This is a genomic window from Trichodesmium erythraeum IMS101, from assembly GCF_000014265.1.
In the GTDB taxonomy this organism is placed as follows: Bacteria; Cyanobacteriota; Cyanobacteriia; order Cyanobacteriales; family Microcoleaceae; genus Trichodesmium; species Trichodesmium erythraeum.
Genome location: NC_008312.1, coordinates 6886056 through 6900864 on the forward strand (window position 1 = coordinate 6886056; position 14809 = coordinate 6900864).

Here is a 14809-nt window from a genome sequence, read left to right on the forward strand (position 1 = left end):
ACTTTTGACTTTCATTTGGGGGAAATTCAAATTACAGCATAGCTTAACCATTGAACCATTCTCTAAGACTTTTAAACTACTTTGGCAATAAGTAACTTAAAACTTAGAAGCTCAAAAAAAATATTTCAAATAAATCCCAGATCTGTTTGTATTTTTTTGTAGAGCAAAGAAGTAAATGTAGTCTTAATTATTCCTCAAAAGTAGACTAATTTAAGTCTAGATTTATTCAGGCACCTATATTGCATCATAAGGTTAAACGATCAATCTAAAGTCGTAACCCAAATGAATGAATAAGGTGACAAGAAAGAAAGTGTTACTAAGATTATGTTAACCAAATTCTAGTTAGTTACTACCTGAGTGATGCTAAATCGGTGTGAGGATTGGTAAAAATATGATAAAACTTATATGGAATACTTTTAAGCACAGTCCTAGTGTTTTTAGTATAGCATTATTGATGGCAGGCTCAGCAATCGCTGCTGAGACTCCTCTACAAAATTTAGGAACTGATGAAAGTCCTGTAAATCAGAACTTAACCCAAGGCAGCATTGAAATTGCTCAAAATTTTGATACTCGGTTAATGCCAATGGATGACCCTTCACTTACACCAGTAGGGGTTTCAGACTTAGAAAATGGCGAGTACATGGACCAGGTAACATCTGTAACTCAGTTATCAGATGTACGACCTACTGACTGGGCTTTCCAAGCTCTACAATCCTTGGTAGAGCGTTATGGTTGTATAGCAGGTTATCCTGACGGTACTTATAAAGGAAATCGAGCGATGACTCGCTTTGAGTTTGCAGCCGGTTTAAATGCCTGCTTGGATAGAGTCACAGAATTAATTGCTGCTGCAACTTCAGACCTAGTAACTAGAGAAGACTTGGCAGTTTTACAAAGACTACAAGAAGAGTTCAGCGCAGAACTAGCTGCTTTGCGGGGACGAGTTGATTCTTTGGAGGCCAGAACATCAGAATTAGAGGCCAATCAATTCTCTACTACAACAAAATTAAACGGTGAGGTATTGTTCTGGTTAAGTGATACCTGGGGAGAAAGAGCCGCCGGTCGTGGGACAAAAAAGAGTGAGGAGGACAAAACTGAGACAACCTTTGCTTATCGAGTTCGTTTAATCTTTGATAGTAGTTTTACTGGGAAAGACCGCTTGAGAACTCGTTTACAAGCTCGTAACGTTCCAAAATACGACAGTCGAGATTTGACGAACACTATGATGACTCGTCTAGGTACTGACGATGATTTTGATGACGATTTTGTTCTCAATAAATTGGCCTATCGTTTTCCTTTACTAAATGGTAGAGGTCAAATAGAACTAGCAGCTAATGGTTATGGTCTGGACGACTTCATGGGACCCATTACACCTTTAGATAGTAGTGGTTCTGGTTCTATTTCAAGATTTGGGCGATTTAACCCTACTTTTTATCGTGCTCCAGCTGATGCTGGTGTTAAATTTGCTTATGCCTTCAACGACGCAATTAAGTTGACAGTTGGTTATGCTGCACCAGATCCAGAAGACCCTCAAGAAGGTAAAGGTATTTTTAATGGTGGCTTCAGTGGATTTGGCCAAGTTACCTTTGAGCCAAATGATAGGATAGTTTTTCAAGCAGGTTATGTGCGTGGCTTCCATCCTAAAGGAGATGTGAACTTAACTGGAAGTACAGGTAGCTTTAAAGCCAAAGATCCTTTTAAGGGTATACGGACTAGTGCAGATAATATCAACTTTGAAGCCCAGTGGTTAATTACTGAAGGTTTCCAAATAGGTGGTTGGTTTGGTGCCTCTTTTGCCCGTCCTGAAGATAACAATGATACAGATGATATCACTATTGTTAATGGTGCTTTGACTTTAGCTTTCCCAGACCTACTCAAAGAAGGTAGCTTAGGAGGTATTATCATTGGTGTACCACCAATTATTACTGATGGTGGTGATGATGATTCTCTGAAAGACGATGATACTTCTATTCACGTTGAGGTACTTTATCGCTTCCAAATGAATGACAATATTGCCATTACTCCTGGTGTATTTGTGATTACTAACCCTAATCACATTGAGGATAATGAAACTCTCTGGGTTGGTACAATAAGAACTCAATTCAGATTCTAGATTTTTGGCAAAAAGGAATCGAAAATTAAATAGCAGTCAACCATCAACAATTCCTTCATTATCAAAACATTGGTATTTATACCCCCATTCTCCTGAAAAGGAGTGTCGGTTAAATGCCAATGGATATTGCCTTTAGTACGAAAGAGAATTGGAAGGTTGATAGTTGAAAATTTTATTGCTGCTAGCTACATGCTAGAATCTTACAAACACAATAGTTAGGGTTGCTGGGATCAGACCAAACTTGTGGCCGACTTCCTGATAACTAACTCAACCGCCTGGGTATTGCCAATTAAGATATTTTATTTCCGCCTACATACAAGGAGATATAAGTTAAAGAGTTTTAAAAATTTTTTGGTAAATATTAGGAGATAGTCTCCAGTATACAAACTTTAATTTAACCACACATTTTTAACAAATGTTAGCACTTAGAATATCGAAATTGGTATAGTCAATAAATTCCTAATGAACGCTTCTATAAATAACCCTTAGCTAGGCTCTAGCAGTGTTGATTAGCTAATATAAAAGCTAAGGAGTATTATTCTGGTGAATTTTTTATTGTTCTCTCAAGTTGTATTAAAAATTAAAATCCTCAAGATACTTGCACTATGGTAGAAGAGGTGCTAACGTGTCATATAAAAATTGTATTCTAATATATCTAAATTATCTAACCAAAACTTTGGAGGATAGTTGCACTATTATTCACTTGCTCTAACTGTTGTCTGAGTGCAAACCCTAGCTTGAATCTAGTAATGGCAGTCAGGCAGCCTATAAGATTTCTGCTGCCATGCAGTTCCGGTTAAAGCAAGAACAGAGATAGACAATCAATCAGATAATTTAAAATTTTATTGATTTTTGTAGATTTCTGGGAACGGAACAATAGTTTCCTAGTTTAACTAAAAGGTGTGAGGAAAAATCAATATGACTAAAATAATCCTGAACGTTCTTAAGCAAACTCCAGGTGCGTTCAGTGCAGCTGCATTATTAATAGCTAATTCGGCTTTAGCTAATCAGGTTTCTGTAGAACAACTGGCTAATGCTCAAAATATCAATACCAATACAACTACTCAGTTACCTGCAGAGCCACAAAATAATACTACTTCAGAAGACGTAGTATCAGGAGATAGTCGGTTGCAAAAACTTCAAGACCCTTCCCTCAAAACTCCAGGAGCTGAATTAGAGCAAGCAGACCCAATGGGACAAGTAACATCTGTATCTCAGTTATCAGATGTACGACCTACTGATTGGGCTTTCCAAGCTTTGCAATCTCTAGTAGAACGTTACGGTTGTATTGCTGGTTATCCAGACGGTACTTATAAAGGTAATCGGGCAATGACTCGTTATGAGTTTGCAGCAGGTTTAAATGCCTGTTTAGAGAGAGTTACAGAGTTAATTGCTCTTGCAACTGCAGATTTAGTAACTCGTGATGATTTGGCTGTTTTACAACGACTTCAAGAAGAGTTTGCTGTAGAATTAGCAGAGTTGCGTGGTCGTGTTGATGCCCTTGAAGCTAGAACAGCAGAACTTGAAGCGAATCAATTCTCTACAACTACTAAGCTCAATGGTGAAGTTCTATTTTGGGTGACTGATACTTGGGGAGAACGAGCAGAAGCTCGTGGTGAACCACAAAGTGAAAACGATAGAACTGAAGCTGCATTAGGTTATCGGGTTCGTTTGAACTTTGACACTAGCTTTATGGGTAAAGACCGCCTCAGAGCTCGTTTACAGGCCAGAGATATTCCTAACTGGAGTGCCCGGGATTTAACTAATACTCTTATGACCAGATTGGGTACAGATGAAAGTGACCCTGACGATACAGTGGTTCTTGATAAATTGTTTTATCAGTTTCCTGTTGGTGATCAATTACAGGTAATTATTGGCCCTCAAGGGGTTGAAGTCGATGACTTTCAGACTGTCTTATCTCCCTTTGAAAGTAGTGGTTCTGGCGCTACTTCAAGATTTGGACGATATAACCCTACTGCCTATCGTGGACCTGATGATGGAGGACTAATTGTTCAATACAAACCTGCTAAACAATGGCAAATTAATGCTGGTTATTTAGCTGGAGAGCCAGAAAATCCTCGAGAAGGAAATGGTTTATTTAATGGTGAACATAGTGCGTTTGGTCAAGTTGCATTTGAACCTAATTCCAAGCTAGCTTTTACAGTTAACTATGTTCGTAAGTATTTTATTAAGGATGAGGTTAATGTTACCTCTAGTACAGGAAGTTTCCGAGCACGAGACCCTTTTGATGGCAGACGAACTACGGCTGATAATATTGGACTTGAAGCTCAGTGGAAGCTTAACGATCATGTCCAAATTGGGGGTTGGTTTGGTACTACCTGGGCGCGTCCTGAAGATGGTAATAATGATGATGATGATGACATCACTATTATTAATGGCGCACTTACAATTGCTTTTCCTGACTTATTTAAAGACGGTAGCTTAGGAGGAATTATTGTTGGTGTACCACCAATTATTACAGATGGTGGTAATGATGATAATTTGAAAGACCCTGATACTTCTGTCCATGTTGAAATTTTCTATCGTTATGCGATTAATGACTTTATAGCAATTACACCTGGTTTGTTTGTGATTACTAATCCCAATCACGATGAGGATAATGAAACTCTTTGGGTAGGTAGTTTGAGAACCACCTTTAAGTTCTAGTAATGTTGATTAATTAACTAAAAATAAAAGTAGGGTAAGGATATAATTTAGTCTATACCTACTTTTTTCTTATATATTAATTTCAGCATAAAATCAGGTATTAGATTATGTCTGGTAACATCATTTGTTTATAAAACTTAAGTATGGTTTCCTCTTTTTTGTCTTTTTAAAATGATAACTGAAATGATATTTATGATTTGATCCCACAAAGGATAATTTTGGGGATTTCACGATTTTTGATCTTACCTGAATATATTGGTTTCAGGAATAGTGAAATAGGTTTATGGTATTCGCCAAACTTTGAGAGTTTGATCTAGACTACCACTTATTAAGGTTTTGCCATCGGGAGTAATAGCAAGAGAACTTATTTGTTGTGAATGACCAAAAAATGTCTGTATTTTTTCTTTGGTAATTAGATTCCAAATAGTAATTTTGTCACCACTACAAGCTATCGTTTGGCTATCAGGACTGAAAACAAGAGCTTTAACTTTACCTACATTTGCTTTAATTACAGTTTTCTCTTTTCTTGTATTAAAATCCCATAGTTTAATGGTACCATCATTACTCCCGCTAGCTAAGATTTGATTATCTGGACTAATAGCGATCGCATTAACTGCCTGTGTATGACCTTGTAAAGTTTGTCTGCGAGTAAGTGTACTTGGATCCCACAATCTAATGGTACCGTCACTACTACCAGTAAATAAAGTTTCCCCATCTCGGCTAAAAGCTAGAGCATTTACTTCAGATTCCTTATCTGGTAAGCGAGTAAGTATTCGACTACCTGTTTGAATGTTCCACAGCTTCATTAATTTATCACTGCCAACACTTACTAATGTCTGTCCATCTGGGCTAATGGCAACTGTATTCAGTTGACCATTATGACCTAGGATATCCTTTAAGAGTTTACTATTTTTGAGATCCCATATTTTGATAGTTTTGTCTGTACTGCCACTTACTAATATTTCATCATTAGGACTTATTGCCAGGGTAGTTATTTTATCTGCATGAGCATCTTTAATATTGTTTTTTAGTTGCCGAGTCTTGAGGTTCCAAATTTTGATGGTATTTAAGCCACTACTGACTAAAGTTTGACCATCTTGTGTCAGAGCGATCGCATTTACTTCTCCAATATAACTATCTAAGGTTTTGTCTAAAAATCGACTACTTTTCAAACCTCGCAATAAAAAAACCGGATTAGTCGGAAATATGTTGTAGCGCCAAAAGCCATAAAACTGAAAAGTGGCCCCTCCCAATAGCAACATTGTTAACCCTATGACTAGGTTATTTATTAATCTAATTATTGACTTATTACTAAATGTTTTTGTAGTTGTTTTTGTTTTTGTTTTTGTTTTTGTTTTGAATTTTGTCTTGACTTTTTGCTTAGTTTTAGTTCTTTCTGTTAATACTTTTGGATCTTCCCTAGTTGCATAACTTTGTTGACCAGCAGTATAACTCCGAGAATTATCAGTTATGCTATTTTTTGTTTTGATCTCTGCCAGACACTTCAAAATCACTTTTGGTTTTTGAGGTCTATTACCCGGAAAAGGTGCCATTAAATAATCTATGACATCTTTCAATTCTGTTGATATTTCAGGGGCATATTTTTGCCATTGTAGCTTTCCGGAGCGTGGATTTTCGGGAAAACTTGTTGGGGATTTACCTGTTAATAAATATACAAAAGTACGTCCTAAAGCAAAAAAATCTGATTGAGGTACTGCTTTGCCATTCGTTTGCTCTGGAGCTGTATAACCTGGAGAAACAATTCCTGTAACATTTTGCCCAAGATCAACTTTTACCAAGTAAGTCTCAGATACCTCTCTCACTGTGCCAAAATCTATCAACACCAATTGACCATCTGGCTTGCGCATGATGTTTTGAGGCTTAATATCTCGATGGAAATACTTTTTATTATGAACTTTGTCCAATATTTCCGATAATTGTGTGAGCCAATCTATTGCTTGAGTTTGATTGATGGACTTATGGCGTCGACTCTTCATCCAATCCATCAAATTCGAGCCGTGGATAAATTCCATTACCAGGCAGTGTAAAGGCTCTTTACTATCTGCTGTTTTGAATGTAAAATAACCATCTTTCTCTATTTTAGGAATACCTGGATTTCGTAAACTGATAAGTACCTGTGCTTCCTGTTGAAACAGAGATATAGCTTTTGGATGATTTTTCAGTAATACCTTAAGAACTTTTTGTACCCCTCGATCTTCTATAAGATAAGTTTTACCAAAACCTCCACCCCCAAGGGGCTTGATAATACGATACCGATTTTGCAGCACCAGTTGTGAGCCACATTGGCAACAGATGCGTTGACCACTATTAAGTGGATCGGAGGGGTCGGGGCAATTGGGATTAAGGCAGTAACTCACAGAAGCCGGATACCCAGATTTATATAGCTTTGCTTTATTATAGTATACCTTGAATATAGTCTGATTTTACATTTCTGCTATTTTTTTGACATAAATCTACATATTTTTCAGAACTAGTTAAAATTATCAATTTTTTATAATTTTAAGTTCCAACCACTGATCGCTATACAACTCCATCCCACTATCAATGCTATTCCACCTATAGGTGTAATGGCTCCTAACCATTTTATTCCAGTTATACTCAGAACATATAAACTACCAGAAAAAATTGCTATTCCAGCAATAAAGGCATATCCAGACACCACCATTGAAGATGATGGTGGATCTTCCATTGTTAATAAAAAAGATACCATTAATAATGCTAAGGAATGATACATTTGTATATTAGCCCCTGTTTGAAAAATATCAAGAGAGTATTGACTTAGCTTGTCTTTCAAAGCATGGGCAGCGAAAGAATCAGCTACTACAGATAGACCTCCCAATATAGATGCAATTACTAAAAAAATCTTTGAAATTTTTGTCATTAATTGTGTACTGCTTCATGCAGCAAATAAGGAGCAAATGATGTATAAAGTAGATAGTGAGTTATGTATTATGGGCATATTATTCCCCTAGCTGTACCTTAATAACATAACAAAGCAAAGGGCTGTAAGCGCAATTAGTTAAGTACTCAGTTGTCAGCTATCAGTTATTGACTCTCCTTCTTTTGGTTTTAGATAAAAGCAGAGTTGAATATACGACAAAAACATTGCCTTATTACTGATAGCTGAATTCTTACTCAATTAGTTTCTGAACTCTTCTCAACTTTTTAATTCTTCTCTCAGTTTCTGTGATTGAAAAAAATCCAGTCTCAAAGTTATCCTTTAAAAGTTGGGGAAAAAAATACTCAATTAAATATCAATTAAATATTTGAATCTGAATACTTTAATTAGATGTACTATTTTCGTAGGTACATAAAAAACCCTGTTTCGTACCCAGGAGAATAATATCAAGGATGCAAAAAAAATGTGTTCAAATAGTAAGAGCGACAAAAAGAATTTATAGGCTCTCTCCATTTGACAAAAAAAATAATTTATCACCTGAGAATGGTATTGAAGCCATTCATTCTGACTCATAACTCATGAGGCCTAACTCCTAAAAAGTTCTCTATTCATAAAGCAAATATTGATAAACCTTGGTATAACGAATAATTTTTTTCCTACGCGATATAAAAAGCGAAGCTTTGACCAAAGATACTAACTGATAACTTAAATTACTTTTGTATCTAATTTTATAAATATTAAAACCTTTAGATAACTACGATTATTTTGATTTTTATTCATGCTTTACCCATGATTTTTTCCTGAATTCATAACCTCCTAATTATCATTAATAATATTGATATTTTATTGACTATTTTTCACTAGAGTTTTACTTACGACTTCTCAGAAAATTTTTATTGATATTAAATACAGTTAAAACTTAATTAAACTATAATTTTATTAAACATTTTTTTTACTTGCGAACAGTTTCTAGTAAACGAGAATAATAGAAACTTGTGCTGGTCATTGATTGTCTTTGGATAGAAAAACCATTACTTTCAATAATTTTGATAATATCAGTTTCCCGATGCTGATAAGCACGAGTAGTTTTACTTGGCCCAGGAAATAACTCTCCAACTTTTTTCAATATACTTAAAGCGAGAGTTTTTGGTGCAAAGCTAATAATTAACCGTGACTCTGCTAGAGAGATCAAATGATTAATCATAGTTGCAACTTGGTCTTGAGAATAATGAATCAACACATCTAAACAAACAACTGTATGATACTTACCGCTTAAAGTTTCTAAGTCTTGAGCTACAAAATTAATATTATCTATATTGATTAAACTAGATTTGGCACGCTGATATGCCTCCAATACCATTTTTTCTGATATATCACTACCATAAATAACTGCTCCAGATTTAGCTAAAGGAATACTCAAACTACCAACCCCACAGCCAGCATCGCATATTGATAACCCTTGTAGATTATCATCTGCTTGCAACCAATTGAGGACAGTATCAATGGTTTGCTGATGCCCTTTCCTAATATCTAATTGTACCTTATTTACTTGGCCATCTCCATAAATTCTTTGCCATCGGTCAAAACCAGTGGAATTAAAATAATCTCTAACAATTCTTTTGTCGTCTGTTTTTGTCATTTTTCTATTTAATTTTACAGTGATTCTTAAGTCAACCTACAAAGTGTTATATCATATCAAAGTCAGCTTTGATATTACAAGTTTCTAAGTGGGAGCCCATCAATGGTATACAAAAAAATTAACTTGATTATTATGCCTGATTTTGGGAAAAAAAATTATCACTATTAAAATTGAATTAGCTAACTTTAGTTCTGAGAAATGCTTAACAAACTAAATTTATTTACTTTTATTGCTATAAGCTGTGTCATTAATATCTTTTTACCAGCGCAAGCCGAAAAATTACGAGTTGGTGTAGCTGGAGCCGCTCCTTTTGTAATCAAGGATAATGTTTTTAAAGGTATTAGTGTTGAGATATGGAAAGAATTAGCTTTATCCGAAGGACTGGAATATGAGTTTGTGCCGCAAAATAGTGTAGCTAATAGTATTGACAGTATAAATAAAGGTGAACTGGATATTATTATTGGGCCAATAAGTATAACTTCTGAGCGCTTAGAAAAAGTTGCTTTTACTCAACCCTACTTTTATGCCAAAATTGGTTTATTAGCTAGCCCTGAGAGTCCTACTGTCTGGAGTATAATTAGACCTTTTTTTGGCCTGGCCTTTATTTCTTCAGTTTGTTTGTTAACAGTTTTATTATTTATAATGGGTAACCTTCTGTGGTTAGCCGAAAGAAGGCGTAATAAAGAACAATTTCCTCCAAATTATTTCCATGGAGTAGGCAATGCTATGTGGTTTGCTTTGGTAACTTTAACCACGGTAGGATATGGCGATATGACTCCAGTTACTAAATCTGGGCGTATTATTACTGGAGTATGGATGGTTCTTACTACAGTGACAATTTCTTCTTTGACTGCTGGTATAGCTACGGCTTTAACTGTTTCTTTAACTAATCAAAGAGTTACAGAGTTTAGTTATCCTCAAGATATTAAGGATGCAAGAGTTTCTGTTATTAAAGGTTCTACTGGAGAGAAGTGGGCTAAGCAATATGAGGCGCGTATTAATCAGACTGAGACTTTAGTAGATGCAATTAATTTACTCAAGTTAAATGAAGTGGATGGTGTGATTTTTGATGTTCCTGCTCTTCAATATTATTTACGTAATGATCGTGAACAGCGCTTAAAGTTGTCCCCAGTTAATTTTGCTGATGAACCTTATGGTTTTATTGTATCTCTTGATAACTCTTTTATCAAAAATCTTGATATTAAACTTTTAGAAATGCGAGAAAATGGCAAGATTAGAGAGATAGAATCTAAGTGGTTGTCTAGTTCTAAAGATAATTAGTAAGAGGTGCTAAATCTTTATTTAGCTATGGATAAATGGGTGAGTATACTATTCTTTGTTTAAGCCTTTTTTCCTAATAGTTATTTATGTAAAATAGTTCAGATAAAATAAAGTATTAGTTAACTATTCTAATTTTTTTATTCCCTGTAAGTTGACTATGTTATTCTATATACTCAATGTTCGCGAATAGAACTGTTTTATATATAGATTTTTTACGTTTTTTTCAAGCATTTTTTCCTGATAATATTTAAGATTAAATTAGGTATTAATTAACTATTATCAATCTTTTTTCCTAATGAATTAACAATTTTATTCTATATTTTCAGGAATAAAACATAGCTTTACAGGGATTTTTATACGGAAAACTGATTAGTATATAGTATTTTTTAAAGTAGTTTAATATTAATAATAGTCAATATTTAATCAAGTCTTAATTAATATAAATAGAAAAATTGAAAAGGATTTTAAGAGGAAGAAACGGATTAATATATAGTATTTTTTTAAAGGATTTTGCTATTAATAAACGGGTTAGTATTTAGTATATAGTGATTTTTTGAAGTAGTTTAATATTGCTCATAGCCAAGATTAAATAAAGTATTAATTAAATAGAAAATTTTGATTGCATATAAATTGAATATATTATTCTATATTTTCATAAGTTAAATATTACTAAATCAAGATTTTTCCACGGATAAACGGATTAGTATATAGTTATTTTTCTAAGCATTTTTATCTTGCTCGTAGTCAAGATTAAATAAAGTATTAATTAACCATTCTCGAAAACTTTTATTACCTGTAAATTGACGATATTCTTCTATATGTTCACGGGTAGAACGCCGTAATTCTTGATTGAATTTATTTTCAAAGGTAAGTTTGGCATTTTGCGGATCGCTATAATTTATAGCATTTTTATACTCCCCATTTCCTCTGACTTTTTCTGGCAACTCCTCTAATAAAAATTTCCATGCCCTACCCTCATTTTGCCAAACAATATTACCACCGAAGCGGTTATTAAATTCTTCGATTATTTGACTAACTTTATCTGACCTACTTTGAGAATTTCCACTAACAATATTCTTGGCAATGGGAGATAGGGTATTTTCTCCACTTAAATTAATACTTTGACTAGCTAGAAGCTCTACTCGATAACTCTCAATATCCACACTATTAATAATTCCTGCCGATAAATCAGAATTATCTAATTGTGGCAGTTTATTAACTAACAATTTCAGAAAACTATTTAAACTCTCCCAATTGGAATTTTTAAAACTTTTTACTTGCACCAAAAATTGATAATTTTTCACAAAACTCCTGGCTTTACTTTTAAACTCTATTTTTTCCTCCTCTAGCAAATCACAATTATATTTTTCCACACAAATATCTAAAATTGACTCCCAATTTTCCCGTGACTCACAATTCAAAAAAAGCTTCATAAATTTCTCTACATTTTCTTGAGAATAAATCTGAAAACTTGCTAAACTATCCTCTAAATCATAGAGGCGATCGCTATCTGTTTCTTCACTCAAAATAGTTGTTTTATAATAAGGTTCAAAAGCTCTCTGAATTTCATCAGCAGAATTAACAAAATCTAAAACAAAAGTATCTGTTTTTCCCTCACAAGAACGGTTTAACCTAGACAAAGTTTGTACTGCTTTCACATCAGATAAAACTTTATCCACATACATAGTATGTAACAACGGTTCATCAAAACCAGTTTGATACTTATTAGCCACAATTAAAAACCTATATTTACTATCATTAAATTTTTCTGTAATCTTACTACTAGAAAATCCATTCATAGAAGACTCATTTTCCTTTTTGCCGTCTATTTCTTTACTTCCAGAAAAAGCAACAATAGTCTGATAATCAGATTTTTTTTCTCTCAAATATTTATCAAAAGCTTTTTTATAATAAATCGCACTTTTAATACTATTACTAACGACCATAGCCTTAGCTTTTCCATTAATTTTTCCCTGAGCAATTACCTTTGATAAAAAATGCTCAATCATCACTTCTGACTTTTTGCGGATACTCTCTTGATCCTCTTCTACATATTGTTTTAACTTCTTTTTTGCTTGTTTACTATCAAATTCAGGGTCGTCTATAACTTTCTTCTCTAATCGACAATAGGTTTTGTAGGTCGTATAATGCTGCAAAACATTCAGAATAAATCCTTCTTCAATTGCCTGCTTCATGGAATAACTATGGAACGGATAAAATTTTCCATCTTCTGGATTTTTGACACCAAATAACTCTAAAGTTTTATTCTTTGGCGTGGCAGTAAATGCATAATAATTAGCATTTGGGCAAAGTTTTTGTGACTCAATAATTCGGATTATTTTATCCTCTGTGGTTTCTTCTACTTCCGAATCTTTTTTGCTCAAAGATTCACTCATGCTGGCTGCACTTTTGCCAGTTTGACTCGAATGTGCTTCGTCGATAATAATGGCAAACTTGTGATCGGATAAAGATTGAATTTCTTTGACAACATATGGAAATTTTTGCACTGTTGTAATAATAATTTTCCGTTTGTTTTCCAAGGCTGATTTTAATTTTTTGCTGTTTTTGGTTGCTTCTACGACTTTGTCTTCTTGAGCGAATTGTTGAATATTTTCCCTAATTTGTTTATCTAAAATTTTGCGGTCTGTCACGACTAAAACTGAATCAAAAATATTTTCTTTCTCGGTAATATTTTTCAGTTCTACGAGTTGATGACTCAGCCAGGTTATAGAATTACTTTTGCCGGAACCTGCAGAATGTTGGATTAAGTAGCGGTTGCCGACTCCATGTTTTTTTGCACTTGTTAAAAGTTGCTTGACTAGGTCGAGTTGATGGTAGCGGGGGAAGATTAGTTTTAGCTTTTTGACTGTTTTTTTGTCTTTGTCTTTATCTTCTTCTTTTTCTATCAGTTGGGCGTAATGTTCGATGATGTTTCCGAGACTTTCTATGGTTAAAATTTCTTTCCACAAATAATCTGTTTTGATGTGGTTGGGGTTGGGAGGGTTCCCTGCTGTATCCGGAAAAGGTAGATCAGGATTTGATTTTTTGCCTTTGTTGAATGGTATGAATTCTGTATTTTTGCCGTTGAGTTTTGTTGTCATCCAAACTTCATCGGCGTCGAGGGCAAAATGTACTAGGCAACGTTTGAATTGAAATAATAATTCTCTGGGGCGTCGGTCATTTTTATATTGGTTTATGGCGTCTCGAAAGTTTTGTTTGGTTAGTTGGTTTTTTAGCTCGAAGGTAATAACTGGTAAACCGTTTATAAAAATTACTAAGTCGAGGGAGAAGTTACGGTTTTCTTTGTATTTTAGTTGGCGAGTGACTGAAAAAACGTTTTCTTGGAAATTTTCGATAGTGTCGGGGTTGAGTTGGGAAGTGGGAAGTTTATAGTAAAGTTCGAGGTGGGTTTCTCCAGTTTTGATACCTTGACGTAATATATTGACTATACTTTTCTCTTCTATTTGGTGGTGGAGGCGTTCATAAAGTTTTTTCTCCCAGTTGGCGCCGTGGTAGTTAGAAATTTCTGTTAATTTTTCAGGTTGGGTGTTTTGGAGAAACTGGAAAAGTTTCTCAGTGTCGATACAGTAGGTTTGGTCGTAGTCTTTGGGGTTACCTTCTAAATATTGGCAGTCGTCGATGAGACTTTGATAGATAATATTTTCGAGACCTTTTTCAGTAATATCGGAAGCCATTTGGGTTATTAGTTATCAGTTATAAGTTATAAGTTATCAGTTTTGGCAAAGTCGGAAAATTCAGCACATATATATATAGATATGACTGGGAAAATTTTGGGAAAAATATCGGTTAGCTTCAGCCATGAAACCCAAAGGATAGGAATTTTGCAAAGTCGGAAAATTTAGCACATATATATATAGATATGACTGGGAAAAATTTGGGAAAAATATCGGTTAGCTTCAGCCATGAAACCTAAACGATAGGAATTTGGCAAAGTCGGAAAATTTAGCACACATATATATAGGTATGACTAGGAAAATTTTGGGAAAAATATCGGTTAGCTTCAGCCATGAAACCCAAAGGATAGGAATTTTGCAAAGTGGGAAAATTTAGCACACATATATATAGATATGACTGGGAAAAATTTGGGAAAAATATCGGTTAGCTTCAGCCATGAAACCTAAAGGATAGGAATTTTGCAAAGTGGGAAAATTCAGCACATATATATATAGAT

7 protein-coding genes are annotated in these 14809 nt (G+C 34.4%); 3 read left to right on the top strand and 4 right to left on the bottom strand.

What is annotated here, in order from left to right; translation table 11 throughout:
• The first annotated feature begins 391 nt into the window (after nucleotides 1–391).
• Nucleotides 392–2110, top strand: a complete 1719-nt coding sequence (locus tag TERY_RS21570; protein WP_011613775.1) for an iron uptake porin — start codon at nucleotides 392–394, stop codon at nucleotides 2108–2110.
• 918 nt (nucleotides 2111–3028) lie between these two features.
• Nucleotides 3029–4777: an iron uptake porin gene (locus tag TERY_RS21575; RefSeq protein ID WP_044136992.1), complete on the top strand. Its 1749-nt coding sequence runs from the start codon at nucleotides 3029–3031 to the stop codon at nucleotides 4775–4777.
• A gap of 281 nt (nucleotides 4778–5058) precedes the next feature.
• Here TERY_RS21575 and TERY_RS21580 read toward each other — a convergent pair whose 3' ends face one another.
• The 3 genes from TERY_RS21580 to bchM all read right to left on the bottom strand — a co-directional run bounded on the left by TERY_RS21580 (nucleotide 5059) and on the right by bchM (nucleotide 9336).
• Nucleotides 5059–7155: a protein kinase domain-containing protein gene (locus TERY_RS21580; protein ID WP_011613777.1), complete on the bottom strand. Its 2097-nt coding sequence runs from the start codon at nucleotides 7153–7155 to the stop codon at nucleotides 5059–5061.
• A gap of 134 nt (nucleotides 7156–7289) precedes the next feature.
• Nucleotides 7290–7679, bottom strand: coding sequence for a DUF423 domain-containing protein (locus TERY_RS21585; RefSeq protein WP_011613778.1), 390 nt, complete (start codon nucleotides 7677–7679; stop codon nucleotides 7290–7292).
• 970 nt (nucleotides 7680–8649) lie between these two features.
• Nucleotides 8650–9336 (bottom strand): magnesium protoporphyrin IX methyltransferase, encoded by a 687-nt coding sequence (bchM, locus tag TERY_RS21590; protein WP_011613779.1) that lies wholly within the window; start codon nucleotides 9334–9336, stop codon nucleotides 8650–8652.
• A gap of 198 nt (nucleotides 9337–9534) precedes the next feature.
• Here bchM and TERY_RS21595 point away from each other — a divergent pair, with 198 nt between their 5' ends.
• Complete coding sequence (locus tag TERY_RS21595) at nucleotides 9535–10617, top strand: transporter substrate-binding domain-containing protein (RefSeq protein WP_011613780.1); 1083 nt, start codon at nucleotides 9535–9537, stop codon at nucleotides 10615–10617.
• 719 nt (nucleotides 10618–11336) lie between these two features.
• Here the strand turns inward: TERY_RS21595 and TERY_RS21600 are convergent.
• Nucleotides 11337–14312 (bottom strand): type I restriction endonuclease, encoded by a 2976-nt coding sequence (locus TERY_RS21600; protein WP_011613781.1) that lies wholly within the window; start codon nucleotides 14310–14312, stop codon nucleotides 11337–11339.
• Nucleotides 14313–14809 lie beyond the last annotated feature (497 nt).